Annotated in this window: 15 protein-coding genes; 8 read left to right on the plus strand and 7 right to left on the minus strand. The window is 72.9% G+C overall.

The annotated features are described in order from the left end of the window. Nucleotides 1-153: 153 nt before the first annotated feature. Nucleotides 154-3,093 (minus strand): SARP-family global regulator AfsR, encoded by a 2,940-nt coding sequence (gene afsR / locus ABD299_RS11295; RefSeq protein WP_344261087.1) that lies wholly within the window; start codon nucleotides 3,091-3,093, stop codon nucleotides 154-156. 224 nt (nucleotides 3,094-3,317) lie between these two features. On the opposite strand from afsR, the gene ABD299_RS11300 reads away from it, so the two are divergent. Both ABD299_RS11300 and ABD299_RS11305 read left to right on the plus strand, forming a co-directional pair. Beyond that, entirely contained in the window at nucleotides 3,318-5,939 is a 2,622-nt protein-coding gene (locus ABD299_RS11300; protein ID WP_344261089.1) for a bifunctional FO biosynthesis protein CofGH, read from the plus strand. Continuing rightward, on the plus strand, nucleotides 5,936-7,051 hold the full coding sequence (locus tag ABD299_RS11305; protein WP_344261091.1) for an ADP-ribosylglycohydrolase family protein: 1,116 nt from the start codon (nucleotides 5,936-5,938) through the stop codon (nucleotides 7,049-7,051). Before ABD299_RS11300 ends, ABD299_RS11305 begins: the two co-directional genes overlap by 4 nt. A gap of 56 nt (nucleotides 7,052-7,107) precedes the next feature. On the opposite strand, the gene ABD299_RS11310 is transcribed toward ABD299_RS11305, so the two are convergent. From ABD299_RS11310 to ABD299_RS11320, 3 genes are all read right to left on the minus strand, one after another. Beyond that, nucleotides 7,108-7,317, minus strand: a complete 210-nt coding sequence (locus ABD299_RS11310) for a DUF397 domain-containing protein (RefSeq protein WP_344261093.1) — start codon at nucleotides 7,315-7,317, stop codon at nucleotides 7,108-7,110. Nucleotides 7,318-7,483: 166 nt separating this feature from the next. Further along, nucleotides 7,484-8,350, minus strand: a complete 867-nt coding sequence (locus tag ABD299_RS11315; RefSeq protein WP_344261096.1) for a helix-turn-helix domain-containing protein — start codon at nucleotides 8,348-8,350, stop codon at nucleotides 7,484-7,486. Nucleotides 8,351-8,531: 181 nt separating this feature from the next. After that, nucleotides 8,532-9,311: a GOLPH3/VPS74 family protein gene (locus tag ABD299_RS11320; protein ID WP_344261098.1), complete on the minus strand. Its 780-nt coding sequence runs from the start codon at nucleotides 9,309-9,311 to the stop codon at nucleotides 8,532-8,534. A gap of 196 nt (nucleotides 9,312-9,507) precedes the next feature. Here ABD299_RS11320 and ABD299_RS11325 point away from each other — a divergent pair, with 196 nt between their 5' ends. The 4 genes from ABD299_RS11325 to ABD299_RS11335 all read left to right on the plus strand — a co-directional run bounded on the left by ABD299_RS11325 (nucleotide 9,508) and on the right by ABD299_RS11335 (nucleotide 12,744). Then, on the plus strand, nucleotides 9,508-12,099 hold the full coding sequence (locus tag ABD299_RS11325) for a D-alanyl-D-alanine carboxypeptidase (protein WP_344261099.1): 2,592 nt from the start codon (nucleotides 9,508-9,510) through the stop codon (nucleotides 12,097-12,099). A gap of 147 nt (nucleotides 12,100-12,246) precedes the next feature. Continuing rightward, nucleotides 12,247-12,339 (plus strand): hypothetical protein, encoded by a 93-nt coding sequence (locus ABD299_RS25135; RefSeq protein ID WP_425581312.1) that lies wholly within the window; start codon nucleotides 12,247-12,249, stop codon nucleotides 12,337-12,339. Further along, nucleotides 12,317-12,496: a hypothetical protein gene (locus tag ABD299_RS11330; RefSeq protein WP_344261100.1), complete on the plus strand. Its 180-nt coding sequence runs from the start codon at nucleotides 12,317-12,319 to the stop codon at nucleotides 12,494-12,496. The genes ABD299_RS25135 and ABD299_RS11330 overlap by 23 nt, the downstream gene beginning before the upstream one ends. A 47-nt stretch (nucleotides 12,497-12,543) precedes the next feature. Next, nucleotides 12,544-12,744 carry a GNAT family N-acetyltransferase gene (locus ABD299_RS11335; RefSeq protein ID WP_344261101.1) on the plus strand — a complete coding sequence of 67 codons (201 nt, stop codon included), beginning with the start codon at nucleotides 12,544-12,546 and terminating at the stop codon, nucleotides 12,742-12,744. Between the two features lie 8 nt (nucleotides 12,745-12,752). On the opposite strand, the gene ABD299_RS11340 is transcribed toward ABD299_RS11335, so the two are convergent. Then, on the minus strand, nucleotides 12,753-13,445 hold the full coding sequence (locus ABD299_RS11340; RefSeq protein ID WP_344261102.1) for an HNH endonuclease family protein: 693 nt from the start codon (nucleotides 13,443-13,445) through the stop codon (nucleotides 12,753-12,755). Between the two features lie 257 nt (nucleotides 13,446-13,702). Further along, nucleotides 13,703-14,245, minus strand: a complete 543-nt coding sequence (locus ABD299_RS11345) for a type 1 glutamine amidotransferase domain-containing protein (protein ID WP_344261230.1) — start codon at nucleotides 14,243-14,245, stop codon at nucleotides 13,703-13,705. Nucleotides 14,246-14,795: 550 nt separating this feature from the next. On the opposite strand from ABD299_RS11345, the gene ABD299_RS11350 reads away from it, so the two are divergent. Then, nucleotides 14,796-15,341: a S1 family peptidase gene (locus ABD299_RS11350; protein ID WP_344261104.1), complete on the plus strand. Its 546-nt coding sequence runs from the start codon at nucleotides 14,796-14,798 to the stop codon at nucleotides 15,339-15,341. 123 nt (nucleotides 15,342-15,464) lie between these two features. After that, nucleotides 15,465-16,223 carry a S1 family peptidase gene (locus ABD299_RS11355; protein WP_344261106.1) on the plus strand — a complete coding sequence of 253 codons (759 nt, stop codon included), beginning with the start codon at nucleotides 15,465-15,467 and terminating at the stop codon, nucleotides 16,221-16,223. A gap of 8 nt (nucleotides 16,224-16,231) precedes the next feature. Here ABD299_RS11355 and recQ read toward each other — a convergent pair whose 3' ends face one another. After that, entirely contained in the window at nucleotides 16,232-18,319 is a 2,088-nt protein-coding gene (gene recQ, locus ABD299_RS11360) for a DNA helicase RecQ (protein ID WP_344261108.1), read from the minus strand. Between the last annotated feature and the right edge of the window lie 61 nt (nucleotides 18,320-18,380).

The following is an 18,380-nucleotide window of genomic DNA, read 5'->3' on the forward strand; positions in this document are numbered from 1 at the left end:
CACCCGTCAGCCCCCCGTAGTCGGTGGTTGCTGAAGGGAGCCTGGCAGCCGGGGATAAACGTTCGCTGAACGAGCCCCGGCAACCGCTTCGGCAATCTATCCAGGGGGACCGACAGTCGGGCCCTTCGCCCGTGGGCACGGCCGGGCGGTCCGTCAGACGCCCACGCCCGCGCCGGCCAGCAGGTCGCGCACCTCGGCGGCCTCGGGCCGGCCCAGCTCCTCGAAGGAGGCCAGGGCCTGCTCCCAGCAGACCCGCGCCCGCCCGGACTGCCCGGTGCCGTTCAGGGCGCGCCCCAGGACCGTGAGCACGATGCCCCGGCGCCAGTCGTCCCCGATGTCGCGCAGCTCGGTGAGCGCCCGTTCGGCCAGGGCGGCCGCCTCGGCCGGGACGTCCAGGGCGAGCTGGGCCTCCGCCATCCGGAAGTAGGTCATGCCTTCCCACAGCCGCTGCCGGTTCTCCCGGAAGATGGACAGCGCCGCGGCGAACTCCTCCAGCGCCTCCGCGTTCCGGCCGTGCTGCCCCAGGGCCACGCCCAGGGCGTAGCGGCCGTTGGCCAGGCGCAGCGTCGAGCCGAGCTCCCGGTACAGGGCGACGGCGCTCCCGGCCAGCTCGACGGCCCTCTCCGTCCGGCCCAGGCCCGACTCCACGCGGGACAGGTTGCTGAGCGAGCTCGCCTCCCCGGCCCGGTTGCCGTCCCGGCGGAAGGCGGCCAGCGCGTACTCCAGCAGGCGCCTGGAGTCCTCGAAGGCCCCCCGGTAGTGGGCGATGACACCCCCCAGGTTGGGGGCGTGGCTGCTGCTCAGCGGGTCCCCGGCGGCCAGACCGAGCTCCAGGCCCCGCGTGGCCTGCTCGTCGGCCTCGTCGAAGCGCGCGGACAGCCCGTAGGAATGGGTGAGGGCGACCCGCACCCGGCCCTCGGCCACCTGGTCGCCCGCCTTCTGCGCGGCCTCCAGCACCGCCACTGCGACGTTCTGGTACTGCCGGGAGTGCGCCCCGGACTCGTCCAGGTCGCGGATCATCAGCAGCAGGTCGGCGGCGTGCCGCAGGGCGCCGCCCGCGGTGGCCTGTCGGACGCAGGCCAGCAGGCAGTCGGCCTCCAGGAAGAGCCAGTCCAGGGCCGCCGCGCTGGTGGCGAAGGCCAGCCCGGGGTAGCGGGTGGGCTGCACGTGCTCCGCCATGTTCTCCCCGGGCCGCTCCAGCGCGAAGACCTCGGTCGCCGTGGCCAGGTAGAAGTCCAGCAGCCGGGACAGCGCCGCGGCACGCTCGCCCGGGGGCTGCTCGTCGCGCTCCGCGCAGGCCCGGGCGAACAGCCGCACCAGGTCGTGGAAGCGGTAGCGGCCGGGCGCCGCCGACTCCAGCAGGGAGGTGTCGACCAGCGACTCCAGCAGGTCCTCGGCGGTCTCCGGGCCGCGGTCCAGCAGCGCCGCCGCCGCGTCGAGCGAGAGGTCCGGTCCCTCGGCCAGGCCCAGCAGCCGGAAGGCGCGGGCCTGCTCGGGCTCCAGCTGGCCGTATCCCAGCTCGAAGGTCGCCTTGACGGTCTGGTCCCCGGCCTGGAGCACGTCCAGCCGGCGCCGCTCGTCGCTGAGCTTGCGGGCCAGCACCGACACCGTCCAGGTGCGGCGGGCGGCCAGCCGGGCGGCCGCGATGCGGATCGCCAGCGGCAGGAACCCGCAGGCCGCCACCACGTCCATGGCGGCGTCCCGCTCGGCACCGACCCGCTCCGCACCCACGATCCGGGTGAACAGCGTCAGCGCCTCCTCCGGGCTCATCACGTCCAGGTCCACCAGGTGGGCCCCGGCCAGGTCGACCATCCGGTTGCGGCTGGTGACAAGGACCGCGCAGCCGGGGGTGCCCGGCAGCAGCGGCCGCACCTGGGCGGCGTCGCGCGCGTTGTCCAGCAGGGCCAGCACCCGGCGGTCGTCCAGCAGCGAGCGGTACAGCGCGGCCCGCTCGGGCACGCCGTCGGGGATCGCGGTGTCCGCCGTGCCCAGGGCACGCAGGAAGGAGCCCAGCACCGACTCCGGCTCGGCCGGCGCCGGGCCGGCGCCCTGCAGGTCGACATAGAGCTGGCCGTCGGGGAAGTGCTCGCGGACGGCGTGCGCCACCTGCACGGCCAGCGTCGTCTTGCCGACTCCCCCGATGCCGGCCACCGCGGACAGCGCCATCACCGAGCCGTCCTCGGAGGCCAGCTCGGCTCCCAGTTCCTTGACGAAGGCGGCACGCCCGGTGAAGTCCGGCACGGCGGCCGGCAGCTGTGCGGGACGCACGACGGAGGCCGCGGGGGCTGCGGCGCGCTCGCCGTCCCACGACAGGCTCTCGTCGCCCTCCAGGATGCGCTGCTGCAGCTCGGACAGCTCGTGCCGGGGGTCCACACCGAGCTCCTCGGACAGGACGCGCCGGGCGTCGGCGTAGACCGCGAGGGCCTCCGCCTGCCGGCCGCAGCGGTACAGCGCGAGCATCAGCAGCTCCCGCAGCCGCTCCCGCATCGGGTGGAGGGTGGTGAGCGCGGTCAGCTCGGAGACGCACTCGGCGTGGTACCCGGCCTCCAGGCCGATCTCCAGGCGCTGCTCCAGCAGCCGCAGGCGCTGCTCCTCCAGCCGGGTGCGGTGCAGGCCGGCTCCCGGGCCCGGGACGCCGCTGAGCGCCTCGCCGTCCCACAGGGCCAGCGCCTTCCCGTACAGTTCGCGCGCCCGCGGCAGGTCGCCGGCCGCAGTGGCTTTCTCCGCCTGCCGGGACAGCTCGGCCACCCGGTCGGTGTCCAGGACGTCGTCGGGCCCCAGTCGCAGCGCGTAGCCGCCGGACACGCTCACCAGCATCCCGGCCCGGGAACCCAGCGCCTTGCGCAGCCGCGAGGCATAGGTGCGCAGCGCGGCCAGCACCTGCTGCGGTGAGTCCTCGCCCCACACGGCGTCGACGAGTTCCTGGGCGGTGGCCGTGCGGCCGCCGCGCAGCAGCAGCGCGGCGAGCAGCGCCTGCTGCTGCGGAGAGCCGGTGGGCAGCCAGCGGTCCTCGCACCGGACCCGTACCGAACCGAGCACGGCGAAGTTCAGGGCAGGCTGTTGCCGGCCCGTCGACCCCTCACCAACGGCCATGGTGTCCCCTGCTTCTGATGCTCTTTCTCATGCTTCTTGGCGGAGCCCTGACAGGCTCACGCTTCGTGCCAGGGGCCAGTCTGCACTGTCACGGACGAAAGCGTTAGGGCGCCGGTCGGTCATTGAACCGACTTGACCCAATGCCCCGGAACATGACATAGGCGCTGAGAACAGAAGTGCCGGGTGTCCGGGAAGCGGACATCTCGCGCTCGTATCCTCGAAGGATGACGACGAGCGCGCAGGGACCGACGGCGAACGCGATGCGGCGCGCGCTGCGCCGGGCCCGGGACGGCGTGGCGCTGGACGCCGCCGAGGCCGAGGTGCTGCTGCGGGCCCGGGGCGACGACCTCCTGGCCCTGACGGCCGCGGCGGCCAGGGTCCGGGACGCCGGGCTGGACCAGGCCGGCCGGCCCGGGGTGATCACCTACTCGAAAAAGGTGTTCATCCCGCTCACCCGGCTGTGCCGGGACCGCTGCCACTACTGCACCTTCGTCACCGTTCCCGGCAAGCTGCGGGCCGCCGGCCACGGCATGTACCTGTCCCCGGGCGAGGTGCTCTCCGTCGCCCGCCGGGGCGCGGAGCTCGGCTGCAAGGAGGCGCTCTTCACCCTCGGGGACCGCCCCGAGGACCGCTGGCCCGAGGCCCGGGAGTGGCTGGCCGCCGAGGGCTACGACGACACCCTGGCGTACGTCCGGGCGATGGCGATCCGGGTTCTGGAGGAGACCGGGCTGCTGCCCCATCTCAATCCCGGCGTGCTGACCTGGAGCGACTTCCAGCGGCTCAAGCCGGTCGCGCCCTCGATGGGCATGATGCTGGAGACCACCGCCACCCGCCTGTGGTCCGAGCCCGGGGGTCCGCATCACGGCTCCCCCGACAAGGAGCCCGCCGTGCGCCTGCGCGTGCTGCAGGACGCCGGGCGCTCGTCCGTGCCGTTCACCACCGGCATCCTCATCGGGATCGGCGAGAACTACGCCGAACGGGCCGACGCGCTGTTCGAGCTGCGCCGCACCGCCCGGGCCTACCACGGCATCCAGGAAGTCATCGTGCAGAACTTCCGGGCCAAGCCGGACACGGCGATGCGGGGCATGCCCGATGCCGAGCTGGAGGAACTGGCCGCCACCGTCGCCGTCGCCCGGCTGCTGCTGGGCCCCTCCGCCCGGCTGCAGGCCCCGCCCAACCTGGTGGAGAACGAGTACGCGCTGCTCATCGGCGCCGGCATCGACGACTGGGGCGGCGTCTCCCCCCTCACTCCCGACCACGTCAACCCCGAGCGGCCCTGGCCGCAGATCGACGAGCTGGCCCGGCGCACCGCCGAAGCCGGTTTCGAGCTGCGCGAACGGCTCACCGTCTACCCCGAGTTCGTACGGCGCGGCGAGCCGTGGCTGGACCCCCGGCTGCTGCCGCACGTGCGGGCCCTGGCCGACCCGGTCACCGGACTGGCCCGCGAGGACGCCGTTCCCCGCGGGCTGCCCTGGCAGGAGCCGGACGAGCCGATGACCGCCACCGGCCGCACCGACCTGCACCGCACCGTCGACACCGAGGGCCGCACCGGGGACCGGCGCGAGGACTTCGACGAGGTCTACGGCGACTGGGCCGAGGTCCGCGCGCAGGCGGCCCCCGGCATGATCCCCTCACCCGCCGCCCGTCCCGGACAACGGCTCGACGCCGAGGTCCGCGCCGCCCTGTCGACGGCCGCCGACGACCCGCGGAAGCTGACCGACGAGCAGGCCCTGGTGCTCCTGCACGCCGACGGCCCCGCCCTGGACGCCCTGTGCCGCACCGCGGACGCGCTGCGCCGGGACACCGTCGGCGACGAGGTGACGTTCGTCGTCACCCGCAACATCAACTTCACCAACGTCTGCTACACCGGCTGCCGGTTCTGCGCCTTCGCCCAGCGCCGCACCGACGCCGACGCCTACACCCTCTCCCTGGACCAGGTCGCCGACCGCGCCGAACAGGCCTGGCAGGTGGGGGCCGTCGAGGTCTGCATGCAGGGCGGCATCCATCCCGACCTGCCGGGCACCGCCTACTTCGACATCGCGCGCGCGGTGAAGCAGCGGGTGCCCGGCATGCATGTGCACGCCTTCTCCCCGATGGAGATCGTCAACGGCGCCTCCCGCACCGGGATGTCCGTGCGCGACTGGCTGACCGCCGCCAAGGAGGCCGGCCTGGACTCGGTTCCCGGGACCGCCGCCGAGATCCTCGACGACGAGGTCCGCTGGGTACTGACCAAGGGCAAGCTGCCCGCCGCCACCTGGATCGACGTCATTTCCACGGCGCACGAACTGGGCCTGCGCTCCTCCTCCACCATGATGTACGGGCACGTGGACCAGCCGCGTCACTGGCTGGGACACCTGCGGACCCTCGCCCGCATGCAGCGGGACAACCTGGACAAGGGCGTGGCGGGCTTCACCGAGTTCGTCACCCTGCCCTTCATCCACACCAACGCCCCCGTCTATCTGGCCGGCATCGCCCGCCCCGGCCCCACCGCGCGTGACAACCGGGCCGTCACGGCCATGGCGAGGCTGCTGCTCCACCCCTACATCACCAACATCCAGACCAGCTGGGTGAAGCTGGGCGCCGAGGGCGCCGCCGAGATGCTCCGCTCCGGCGCCAACGACCTGGGCGGCACGCTCATGGAGGAGACCATCTCCCGGATGGCGGGCTCCTCCTACGGCTCCCACAGATCCGTCGCGGAACTGCGCGCCATCGCCGAGGCGGCGGGCCGCCCGTCCCGGCTGCGCACGACCTGCTACGGCGAGGTATCCGCCGAGAGAAAGGAGTCAGCCCTGGCTGCCGACGGACACCTTCCCGAACTGCTGCCGATCGCCGGGATACAGGAGTGAGCGCGGGTGGCGGCGGCCTGTGGGGCCGCGCCGAGCAGCAGGACTTCCGCAGCCGGGTGCGCGGCTGCCTGCTGGGCGGGGCGATCGGTGACGCGCTGGGCGCGGGCGTCGAGTTCGACACCCTGGAGGAGATCCGTGAACAGCACGGCCCGCACGGCATCACCGACTACGTGCCCGCCTACGGCCGGCGCGGCGCGGTCACCGACGACACCCAGATGACGCTGTTCACCGTGGACGGGCTCATCCGCGCCCACGTGCGGCGCGACACCGGTGCCTGGCACCCCCCGACCGACGTGCACGCCGCCTACCGTCGCTGGTACGTCACCCAGAAGGACTGGGGCCCCGACGAGCGGCGGGCCGAGGACGGATGGCTGGCCCGCCAGGAGTGGCTCTACGCCCGGCGGGCCCCCGGCCGGGCCTGCCTGAGCGGTCTGGGAGATCCGGTGATGGGCACCGTGGACAGGCCCAAGAACCCGGACTCCAAGGGCTGCGGAACAGTGATGCGCTCGGCACCGTTCGGGCTGCTGGTCGGCTGGGACCCGCAGCTGGTGTTCCAGCTCGGTGTCGAGTGCGCCGTCCAGACCCACGGCCACCCCACCGGGCGGCTGGCGGCCGGAGCGTTCGCGGTGATCGTGCACGCACTGGTGCGCGGCGACGGCCTGGACACGGCGGTGCAGAAGGCACTGGCGCTGCTGGCGGTCCATCCCGGCCACGAGGAGACCACCCACGCCCTGCGACAGGCGCTGGGCGCGGTGCGGCAGGGGCTCCCCGGTGCGGAGCGGGTGGAGGCGCTGGGCGAGGGCTGGACCGCGGAGGAGGCACTGGCCATCGGGGTGTACTGCGCGCTGGTGGCCCAGGACATCCGGCACGGGCTGCTGCTCGCGGTCAACCACGGTGGGGACTCCGACTCCACCGGGTCCGTCTGCGGGAACCTGCTGGGCGCCCTGCACGGCGAGACGGCACTGCCGCCCGGCTGGCTGGCCGAGCTGGAGGGGCGGGCCACCATCCTGGAACTGGCCGACGACTTCGCCATGGAGATCACCCAGGGCCCGGCCCTGCACAGTCCCGGAGGCTCGGTGGCGGGCTGGCTGGAACGCTATCCGAGGGCCTGATCCCCGGACGGGGAGCGAAGTGCCGCGCGGCGCGGACGCCGCGCGGCGGAGCCCGCTCAGGAGCGGTCGAGGCGACCTTGGTCCACCGCTCCCACGAACCGCGACCACGCCGCCGCGGGGAAGCCCAGCCGCGGCCCGGCCGGCTTCTTCGAGTCGCGCACGGCGAGGGCTCCCGCCTCCGGAGACCTCACCTCCACGCACGCACCGTTCCCCGCGGAGTGGGACGACTTGATCCAGTCGGTGGTCATTCTGTGCTCAATGGCCATAGCTGCTCCGGCTCTCTGCGATGTGTCGGGGGCGACCGTACTAGCCCGCAACGACTCCCGACGCGCAGTTTCACCCGACCGAATGACGCCTCAGCAACTCACGCATTCGACTGCGTCACCGGGTGTATGGTTCTCCGTTCGCCCGGTTCCGGGAGGGCGGGGAAGCTCAGGAATTGAGGTGCTCCTCGGCGATCACCGTGATGCGGTCCCTGGTCTGCTCGGGGCTGAGCGCCTGGGCCCGCAGGTGCTCGTACATGACGCTGTAGTTCTGCACCTCGTGCGGCTTCTCCAGATAGAGATCACTGGTGATGCCCTCCAGGTAGACGACCGTCGAATCGGTGGTCTCCGGGAACTCCATTATCGAATACTGGCCGTTCACGCCGGGGTGCGCGCCGGCGGAGAACGGCATCACCTGGAGTGTGACGTGCGGCAGCCGGGAAACCTCCACGAGGTGCTTCAGCTGCTCGGTCATGGTGTCGTGGCCGCCGACGGCCCGCCACAGCGCCGCCTCGTCCACCACCGCCCACAGCCGCAGCGGATTCCTGGTGTCGCTGAGGCGCTGCTGGCGCCGTAACCGCACCTGAACCCTGCTGGCCACTTCCTCCGGGGCGACCTCCGGAAGAGCGCCGGAGATCACCGCGGCGGCGTACGCCGGGGTCTGGAGCAGCCCCGGGACCACCTGGGGTTCGTAGACCCGCAGTGACGACGCGTCCATCTCCAGCCCGATGTAGACGCTGTAGGTCGGGGACAGCTCGGCGAAGGCGTGCCACCAGCCCTGCTGCCGGGACTCCTTCGCCATCTGCATGAGGGACTCGACCAGCCGCTTGTCCTCGACCTCGTAGACCCGGCACAGGTCCCGGACATCGCGCTGGCTGATGCTGCGGCGCCCGTTCTCGAGTCTGCTGATCTTGGACTGGGAGACCAGCAGCCGGTCGGCGACCTCCTCGGCCGTCATGCCGCGGTCCTCCCGCAGGCGGCGCAACTCCTGGCCGAGCCTGCGCCGCCGGACGGTGGGATTGACATTGCCCGCCACGGACTGTGCACCTCCGGAAACTGGTCGGTACGACTCCTGCCAAGCAGCCTGCCATCTCCCGGTGTCCGCGCGCTGCGAAATGACCACAGAGGGTGCCGGAACGCGGGCAAGGGGTGCGGTGGAGGCCGTCACGCGACGGCCGCCACCGCACCCCGTTGCGCTGTGCGGCTCCCGGTGCGGTCTAGTGCGACGACACGGAGGTCCGGACCATGGTCCGGGCGACTCCCCGGCGCCTGCTCTGGTCGGGAACAGGCTGGGCCGACCCGATCGGCGCGGGCGCCGTGGTGTGCGCCTGCTTGCGACCGCGCGCACTGGCCGCCGCGCGGCGTTGCTGTCCGGCGACGCCGTTCTGGACATCCATCACGGCATGGGCCACCAGTCCGCCCATCGGGTCGTGCCGGATGAGATCCCGCAGCCGGGAACGCGAGGAACGGCCCTCGTTCCCGGGATAGAGATGCTTGCCCAGACCGACCGCGTGGGCGAGCGCGGCCAGTGCCGCTGTCCGCGCGTCCGGTGGCGTGCCGGTTCGTATGGCGGTGTCCAGCCTGGCTCTGATCTGGCGGCTCACCGCGGTTTCTGTCGCCTGGTACCGGGTCGTCGGAAGCACCCCGCACATCTGGTTCTCCACGGCGTGGACCATGCCGCAGCGTTCCAGGTGCGTGAGGTACGTCTGGCGCAGCCCCAGCCGGGGCCCGCCTATCCAGTTGACCGCGCGTACCGGGCTGCCCCGACGGCGGAGCAGCTCCAGGGCGCTGTCCAGCGTCGGGTCTCCGGTAGGCCGTGGAAGTACCACGGCGATGCGATCCCCGTCCGGGGCTATCCGTCCTGCGAGAGCCAGCTCGACGAGCTGGGCCCCGGCCAGGCCGAGGTCGAGCGACTGCGGCTGTGCTGTGGTACCCGTGGTCGGGTCCAGAGCCAGAAGCAGCAACTCCTCCGGAATGGTTCTACGACTCCTGCTCATCCATGCCTCCCCGCGTGGATGACAGACAGGGTGACCCCTCTCACATTGTTCTGTCGAGAGTGCGTGATCCTTTTGTAAGGGAACCCGTAGATATGTCGTTCTCGTTCTTCGGACCGGCGGTGCGATTCCGCCGCATCCGGTGTGCGCGGAGGCGGTGCTCCTGAACCGGCAGACTGGTACCGCGTGCGGCGCACGGATGACGAGTGGTGAGGAGACGCGGGTGGTGGGCAAGGCCCCGGACATTTCGGAACGGGATCGGGAGCAGGAGTTGGGGGCGGAGTCATCGGAGAAGACGTCCGGAGGGCCGGAAAAGGTTCCCCAGGACACGGAAGCTCGTGAAAGCCGGGCCGACGAGCCGCGCGAGGACACAGGCGGGAAGCGCGAGGGCGAGCCTCACGACACCGACGTGGAGGACGGTGCCCGTGCCGCTGCCCCGTCGGGCGGGGAGCAGGACGGAGAGGAGCCGCGGCCCCGTGGGTCGGCGGAGAGCCGCGAGTCCGGCAGTGCCCCTGCCAAGGAGCGGCGGGCAGAAGAGCCCGACAGCCTCGACGAAGCTGAGCCGGAGGAAGAGCCGGGGAAGAAGAAGCCGGGGAAGAAGCCGGGCCGGGCCCGGCCGGGCGTCCCCGACCCGAGGATCGCCGGCGCGGACACTCGCGGCGCCTCCGTGAGCGCCGGCGAGCCGGATGCCGACCCGGGGGACGAGGAGGACCCGCCGGCGAAGAAGAAGCCCGCCGGGGCGGAGCCGTCCGCCCCGGAGCCCGCGGGGAAGCCCGTGAAGACGCCGGAGGGGCCCGAGGACGAGTCGTCCGCCGCCTCCGTGAACGCTGGGGGCAGCGGGAGCGCCGGCAAAGCCGGAGCGGCGGGCACGGCGGCGAGCGACGCTGCTGCGGTCCGCGACGCCGCACCGGCCCGCGACGAGGAGGCGGCCTCACGGCAGGGAGCATCCCCGGAGCCGGAGCCGGAGCCGGAGCCGGAGCCGGAGCCGGAGCCGGAGCCGGAGCCGGTGCAGGCGGACGATCCGGGGGAGGGGCCGGAGGCCGGGAAGAGCGAGGACGGCGCCGCGACCGCCGCGAAGGCGGTGGACCAGCCCACCACGGCACTGAAGCTGCCTCCCTCCGGGGGCCGCTCGGGCAAGGACGGCCCCGAGGACGGCCTCGATGACGACCCCGTGGACGGCCCCGGTGGCGCGGCCGTCGACGAGGACCGGCCCTCGGCCGGGCGGGCGGTGGATCAGCCCACGACCGCCCTGAAGCTGCCCCGCTCGGCAACGGACGACGCCGGCAAGGACGACGCCGGCAAGGACGGCGGATCCGCGGCGGTGGATCGGCCCACCGCCGCCTTGAAGCTCCCCCGCGAGCCGGCCGGGCAGGGCGAGGGCGTCGCCGCGACCAGCAAGTTCGTCGCGCTGAAGACGGACGAGGAGATCGCCGCCGCTCGCGGTCCCGCTGCTCCGGCGCCCGCGCGGCCGGGCCCCGCCGCGCCTGCGGAGCCGGAGACGGAACGCGCGCCGCTCGATCTGCTCGCCGAGCTGACGAACAAGCCCGCCCCGCCGCCCACCCCGCTTCGGATCTTCCTGCGCCGGGTCAAGATCTGGACGCCGCTCGTCGTCCTGCTCATGATCGCCTTTGTGGTGGCACAGCTGCTGCGGCCGCTGCCCGCTCCGGAGTTCGAGCTGACAGCTGCCGGGACCTACACCTTCGAGGGCGAGGCCCCGCAGGTGCCGTGGCCGGCCGGTGGTCAGGCCGCGCTGGAGGTGTCCGGCCTGGGGTCCTTCGGGACGTTCGGCGAGCAGGAGCCGGTGCCCATCGCCAGCGTGGCGAAGACCATGACCGCCTACATCATCCTGCGCGACCATCCCGTGCTCGACGGCGAGGACGGTGTGGAGATCCCGGTCGATCAGCTGGCCGAGGACGAGGCGGCGCTGAGCGATGTCGGCGAGTCCACCGTGGAGGTCCGGGCCGGTGACACCATCAGCCAGCGGGAGGCCGTCCAGGCCATCATGATCGCTTCGGGCAACAACATCGCCCGGCTGCTGGCCCGCTGGGACGCCGGGTCGGAGGAGGAGTTCGTCGGGAAGATGAACGCCACGGCGGCCGAGCTGGGCATGAAGAACACCACCTACACCGACCCGAGCGGACTGTCGGCCGAGACGGTCAGTACCGCGGAGGACCAGGTGCTGCTGGCCCGGGAGGCGATGAAGGACCCGCTGTTCCGGCAGGTCGTCAGAATGCCCAGCTACGAGGACAGCCGGGGCCGGCAGCACGGGAACTGGAACCACCTGGTGCCGCTCAACGGCGTCGTCGGCATCAAGACCGGCACCACGACCGCGGCCGGCGGCAATCTGCTGTTCGCCGCCGAGCGGGAGGTGGAGGGCACCACCCAGCTCATCATCGGCGCCGTGCTGTCCCAGCCGCCGCACCCCTCGGACAACTCGATCCTGACGGGTGCCCTGACCGCGAGCGACCAGCTGATCCGGTTCGCTCAGGAACAGCTGCTGACGGCCGGGGTGCTGAGTGCCGGCCAGGTCGTCGGCCATGTGGACGACGGCCTGGGCGGCCGCACCCCCGTGGTGCTGACGGAGGACGTCGAGGCGGTCGGCTGGCCGGGTCTGGAGGTCAGGCTGCGGCTCACCGAGGGCGGCGAGGAGATCCCCGGACGCGCGGACTCCGGTACCGAGGTGGGCAGCCTCACCGTCGGCAGTGGCGCCGGCCGGGTGGAAGTCCCCGTGGTGCTCGGTGAGGAGCTGACCGAGCCCGGGATCGGGGCCCGGGTGACCCGCGTGAGGTGACGCCGACCGCCGCGCGCCCGCACTTTCCCGGATGACCGGGGGTGCGGGCGCGCACCGGCACGCCGTACACGGGGCTGCCCCGGGCAGCCCCCGGCGCGCTACAGTCTGATCCTCCGGGAAGCTGGTGCGGCGTGAGGGGGCGGGCCCGTGGAGTGTCCTTCGTGCGGCTCGGAGAACGGAAGACGACTGAACAACGGCAACTGGGTGTGCGACGACTGTGGCTCGGTCACCGCAGGATGAGGCGGCGTGGCGGGATCTGGACCCGGCCACGCGGGAGCGTCTGGACTTTCTCGACCCGGAGGACTTCACCGTAGGGCCCACGGCGGAGGCCGCGGCCCAGTGGGAGCGCTTCACCGCGATCCTCGACAAGGCGGAGAACTACCGTCCCAGGCTGTGACGGGCGTCCGGCGGGGCGCGTCTGCCCGACGGGCAGGAAGCCCCGGAGTGGCCGGCCTGCTGCTGGACGCCGTCCTGGACTGGGCGCGCGCCGAGCGGGGCGCCGGCCGCATGCTGCTGGAGGTGCACGAGAGCAACGCGCGGGCCGTTGCCTTCTACCGGCGCCGCGGCTTCCGGGCGACCGGAAGGACCACCCCCTGCCCGCCGGCCCCGGGAGGGCGTGAGCCGGAGATGGTCCTGCCTCTGTGACCCCCGCGTCAGGAGGCGCAGGTACCGATCATCTCGCCCAGCCGCTCATGCTCGTCCTCGGTGACGGACAGCCCGTAGGCGTGCTTCACGCCGGTCCAGGCGAGAGCGTAGGTGCACCAGTACTCCTCGACCGGCTCCCACTGGTCGGGCGACTGGTCACCCTTCTCCCGGTTCGACCGGGCGCTGACGGCTATGAGCTGCGGGTTCTCCAGATCGTTGGCGAACTCCCGGCGCCGCTCGCGGTCCCAGGAGTCCGCCCCGGAACGCCAGGCGTTGGCCAGCGGCACGATGTGGTCGATGTCGATGTCGGAGGCGTCCGTCAGCGTGACGCCGTCGAAGGCGCTGTACCACTCACCGGCCACCGGCTGGCAGTCGTCGTTGACCTCGACGTTCTCGCCGTCCCGCAGGAGCACGGTCTGCCGGACGGAGCAGCCGTCCTGGCTCGCCCAGTGCGGGAACTCCTCCCGGGAGTAGCCCGCCATCGAGCCGGGCGGGGCCACCTTCAGCGCGGAGAGCTGTTCCGTGGCCTCCGCGGGAGTCGGCAGACCGGGAAGATCCCCGACGGTGCCCGACGGCGCGGACGGCGACTGAGGGGTCGCGCCGTCGTCCAGCCCGAGTTCTTCCTCCAGGCCGCACCCCGTGAGCGCGGTCGCCCCGACGACCGCCGCCAGGAGTCCGCCCACCAGCTGATGACGCTGCATATCGCCTTGCCCTCGCCCTCGATGAATGGGCCGCCGGCGGAAACCGGCAGCCGCGGTGATCGTACTGTCCGCCGAATGGGGGCAGCAGTGGGCATGGCGGGCGCTCGGATGCTCACCCGTTGTGCGCCGGTGCGCGGGTCACCGGCGGTGGGCGGTCCCCGCCGCGGCGCACCGGATCGGCCGGCCGAAGAACCGGCCGCGCGCCGCCGGGGTCCGGTGGCGCGCGGCCGGGCGGGGCCGTCAGGTGGCCGGAGGGGTCAGGCCGAAACCTTGGAGAACTCCCGCAGGAACGCCTCGTCGAAGGCCTTGAGGTCGTCCGGCCTGCGGCTCGTGATCAGGGTGAACCGGCCGGCCTCGCAGATCTGTACCTGCTGGTCCACCCAGGTGCCGCCGGCATTGCGGATGTCGGTGCGCAGGCTCGGGAACGAGGTGAGGGTGCGGCCGCGCACCACGTCGGCCTCGACCAGCGTCCAGGGCGCGTGGCAGATCGCCGCGACCGGCTTGCCCGCCTCGCAGAACTCCTTCACGAACGCCACGGCCCGCTCGTTCATCCGCAGGAAGTCGGGGTTGGCCACGCCGCCGGGCAGCACCAGCCCGTCGTACTCCGGGACCGAGGCCTCGGTGACGGTCTGGTCCACCGGGAAGGTGCCGGCCTTGTCCAGGTGATGGAACGCCTGGATGCTGCCCCCCTCGGTGGACACCAGCCGGGCCGTGCCGCCGGCTCCGGTCACCGCCTCCCAGGGGTCGGTCAGCTCGATCTGCTCCACGCCCTCCGGCGCCGCGAGAAAGGCGACCTTCACGTCACTCACGTCCTTTCGTGCGTTGGTCCGGCAATATGCTCCGGTATGTCCTCGGTCCGGGTCTCCCCTGCGGGCGCGGTTATGCAGCCCCGGCCCGCATCCGGACGGCCGATCCGCAGACGGGGATCCGGAGGGCACCGGTTCCCGGCGCAGCGTGCCGGTCCGGCGGCCGGGGCGGTGCCGGAACAACGGCACACCCGGCCGCCGAGCCGGGAGCGACCTTGCCTCCGGCAACAACTCGCTTGACCCGTAACGGAGTTGTGCCTCTCGGTGGTCTTCTGATCAAGGGAAGCGGTCTTCCACAATGGCGGGCACCGTCCGGCCGGCAGCGCCCGGCCGCCCCACCCCCGGAGGCGCCTGTGAGACCCCGACGCACCACCGCCGGCACTCGTCCCGTGCCGCCCGTCCCGCCCGTCCGGCCTGCGTCCCCGCGCGCCGGACGGCGCCTGCGCGCGGCTCTGGCGGGTGCCGTGGCCGGCCTGCTCGCAGCGCTCGTCCTCACCTCGGCCCCGGCCGGGCCNCGGAGGTGACGGTCCTGCGCGGGGGAGACGTGCTGCACAGCGGCAGCGGGCACCGCTGCACGCTCGGCTTCAACGCGACCGACGGTGCGCGTCACTTCGGCATCCTGCCCGGCTTCTGCGGTGCGCCGGGAACCACCTGGTTCGCGGACCCGGAGCGAAGGATCCCCGTCGGCACCACCACCCGGTCGTGGTTCCCCACCCGCAACTACTCCCTGATCACCTACACCAACACGTCCCTGACCTACCCCAGCGAGGTGAACGCCGACGGCCGGGTGGTGCGCATCGAGGACGCCCGGGAACCGGCATCCTCGACGCGGATCTGCCACGTCGGCGGTGCGACCGGCCACCGGTGCGGTGCCCTCCTCGGCCCGGGCATCCCGCCGGTCGACCCTGACCACGACTTCCGCTCGGACATCTGCTCCGAGCCCGGCGACGCGGGCGGCCCGGCCTTCCAGGGCAGCTCCGCCGTCGGCATCATCGTCGGCGGCTCCGGCACCTGCGCCACCGGCGGCACCACCTCCTACCTGCGCATCACTCCGGTCCTGTCGATGGCCGGACTGCGTGTCGGCCACTGACGGCGGCATCGCGGCACACGATGTGCCGGAACGCGTCTGCCGAGCGAGAAGACCGCTCCACCACCCCGACGGAGCCCCGCGGCCGGGTGACCCCCGGCCGCACCACATCCCCACGGAGGGCACATGAGACCTGGAACTCCCCCGCACCCCTCGCAACCGCACAGCTCACGACAGCCCGCGGCGGGGAGGCACCGCGCCCGTGCCGTACTGGTGGGGCTGATGTGCGCCGTGCTCGCGGCGCTCGGGCTCGCCGCCGCTCCCGCCGCCGCGGCGGCCGACGCGGCCCCCGCCGCCGACACCAGCCGGCCCGCACCGGCTTCCACCCCCATCCGCGGCGGTGATGTCCTGTACACCGCGGGTGGCTGGTGCGCGGTGAGCTTCAACGCCCGCGGCGGTGCGCGGAACTACGCCGCGATGCCCTCGGGCTGCGGGCAGGTGGGCACCCAGTGGTTCGCCGACTCCCAGCAGACCGTGCCGGTGGCGGTCACCGTCACGACGACGCCCGCCTACACGCTCATCCGCTACACCAGCTCGGACTTCACCTACCCTCCGGAGATCAACGCCGGCGGCACCGTCATCACGGTCAACCAGGTGATCAACCCTGCGGTGGGCCAGCAGGTCTGCCGGTTCGGGTCGTCGACCGGCTGGCTCTGTGGCACCGTGCAGGCCCTGAACCAGACGGTCAACTACCCCCAAGGCACCGTCTACGGGCTGATCCGGACGACCATGTGCCCGGACCCGTACAGCCGGGGTGCCGTCCTGGCGTCCGGCCGGCTCGTCGGTGTCGTCGTCGGCGGCTCCGGCAGCTGCATAAGCGGCGGAACCACCTTCGTGCTGCCGGCTGTACAGATCCTGAGCGTGCACGGCTTGATGCTCGGCTGACGAGCCTGTCAGGAGCCCTCTCCGGCCGGAACGGCGGCGGACAGCCCGTCGCCGTCCCGGCCGGGCCCGACGGTCTCCTCCGGCTCTCCGGGCCCGTGCTCCTCACTCCATTCCGGTTCGTCCGCCCAGTCCGGCTCCTCGGGCCATTCCGCGTCCGGCGCGGGGGCCGTCCCCGTCTCGGACGCGGTCTCCGGTGTCGTCTCCGGCGAACTCCGCTCCGCCGCCCCCTCCGGGGGCCCGGCGAGCAGGTCGAGGATCCGCTGACCGTACTTGGCCAGCTTGTTCTCGCCGACGCCGTTGACGGCGGCGAGCTGCTCCATGGCCGCCGGGGCGGACACGGCGATCTCCCGCAGGGTCGCGTCGTGGAAGATCACGTAGGCGGGCACGCCCTGTTCGCGCGCCGTCGCCGCCCGCCACGCGCGGAGCCGCTCGAACACCGGCAGGGCCTCCTCCGGGAGCTCCACCGGGGCTGCCCGGCGGCCGGTTCCGGATGCCGCACCGCCCGCCGTCCTCGCCGGCTTCTTCGCCCGCTCGGGCTCCTTGCGCAGCGGAACCTCGCGGTCGCCCCGCAGGACCTCCCCGGCGGCATCGGTGAGCGAGAGCGTGCCGTACTCGCCCTCGACGGCCAGCAGGCCCTGGGCGAGCAGCTGCCGCACCACGCCCCGCCACTCGGTCTCCCGCAGGTCCGCGCCGACACCGAAGACGCTCAGCGCGTCATGATCGTGCTGGATGACCTTGGCGGTCTTCCTGCCGGTCAGGATGTCGATGATGTGCCCCGCTCCGAACTTCTGGCGGCGCTCCCGGTGCAGCCGCACCACGGCCGACAGCACCTTCTGCGCGGCGACCGTGCCGTCCCAGGTCTCGGGCGGGGTCAGGCAGGTGTCGCAGTTGCCGCAGCGGTCCGCGGCCCGCCCGCGCTGCCCGAAGTAGGCCAGCAGCCGGCCCCGCCGGCACTCGACGGTCTCGCACAGCGCCAGCATGGCGTCCAGATGGGCACCGAGCCGGCGCCGGTGCGCGTCGTCGCCCTCGGAGCCCTCGATCATCTTGCGCTGCTGCACCACGTCCTGGAGCCCGTAGGCGAGCCAGGCGGTGGAGGGCAGCCCGTCCCGGCCCGCGCGGCCGGTCTCCTGGTAGTAGCCCTCGACCGACTTGGGCAGGTCCAGGTGCGCGACGAAGCGGACGTCGGGCTTGTCGATGCCCATGCCGAACGCGATGGTGGCCACCACCACCAGCCCGTCCTCGCGCAGGAACCGCGACTGGTGCGCGGCGCGGGTGCGGGCGTCCAGCCCCGCGTGGTACGGCAGCGCCTCGATGCCGCTGCGGGTGAGGAACTCGGCCGTCTTCTCCACCGAGGACCGCGACAGGCAGTACACGATGCCCGCGTCGCCGGCGTGTTCCGAGCGCAGCAGGTCCAGCAGCTGCTTCTTCGGCTCCTGCTTGGGCACGATGCGGTACTGGATGTTGGGCCGGTCGAAGTCGGCGACGAAGTGGCGGGCGTCCTGGAGCTTCAGCCGGGAGGCGATCTCGGTGTGGGTCGCCTCGGTGGCCGTCGCGGTCAGCGCGATCCGCGGCACGTCGGGCCAGCGCTCGGCCAGCGCCGACAGCATGAGGTAGTCGGGCCGGAAGTCGTGCCCCCACTGGGCCACGCAGTGCGCCTCGTCGATCGCGAACAGCGCCACGTCCCCGCGGTCCAGCAGCCGGGGGGTGGCGTCCGAGCGCAGGCGCTCGGGGGCGAGGTAGAGCAGGTCCAGCTCCCCGGCGGCGAACTGGGCCTCCGTGACGCGGCGCTCGTCGAAGTCCTGCGTGGAGTTGAGGAAACCCGCCCGCACGCCCAGCGCGCGCAGCGCGTCGACCTGGTCCTGCATGAGGGCGATGAGCGGGGAGATCACCACCCCGGTGCCCTTACGGACGAGCGAGGGAATCTGGTAGCACAGCGACTTCCCGCCGCCGGTGGGCATCAGGACCAGCGCGTCGCCGCCGGCGGCCACGTGCTCGATGATCTCCTGCTGTTCGCCGCGGAAGGAGTCGTAGCCGAAGACACGCCGCAGCACGTCCAGAGCTTCACCCGGTGCACGGCCGTTCTCCAGGTCACTCATCCGGCCATCCTAGGAGTACGGCGGATCCGGCCGGGAACCGTTCTCCGCGTCCCGCCGGACG

It is taken from the genome of Streptomyces sodiiphilus, from assembly GCF_039529215.1.
GTDB lineage: Bacteria > Actinomycetota > Actinomycetes > Streptomycetales > Streptomycetaceae > Streptomyces > Streptomyces sodiiphilus.

What these genes read in the sequence shown, in the direction of transcription:
- ABD299_RS11320 (WP_344261098.1), bottom strand. Translation starts at nt 9,311, where the DNA reads ATGAGCAGGAGTCGTAGAACCATTCCGGAGGAGTTGCTGCTTCTGGCT.
- recQ (WP_344261108.1), bottom strand. Translation starts at nt 18,319, where the DNA reads ATGAGTGACCTGGAGAACGGCCGTGCACCGGGTGAAGCTCTGGACGTG.
- ABD299_RS11325 (WP_344261099.1), top strand. Translation starts at nt 9,508, where the DNA reads ATGACGAGTGGTGAGGAGACGCGGGTGGTGGGCAAGGCCCCGGACATT.
- ABD299_RS11355 (WP_344261106.1), top strand. Translation starts at nt 15,465, where the DNA reads ATGAGACCTGGAACTCCCCCGCACCCCTCGCAACCGCACAGCTCACGA.
- ABD299_RS11340 (WP_344261102.1), bottom strand. Translation starts at nt 13,445, where the DNA reads ATGCAGCGTCATCAGCTGGTGGGCGGACTCCTGGCGGCGGTCGTCGGG.
- ABD299_RS11300 (WP_344261089.1), top strand. Translation starts at nt 3,318, where the DNA reads ATGACGACGAGCGCGCAGGGACCGACGGCGAACGCGATGCGGCGCGCG.
- afsR (WP_344261087.1), bottom strand. Translation starts at nt 3,093, where the DNA reads ATGGCCGTTGGTGAGGGGTCGACGGGCCGGCAACAGCCTGCCCTGAAC.
- ABD299_RS11310 (WP_344261093.1), bottom strand. Translation starts at nt 7,317, where the DNA reads ATGGCCATTGAGCACAGAATGACCACCGACTGGATCAAGTCGTCCCAC.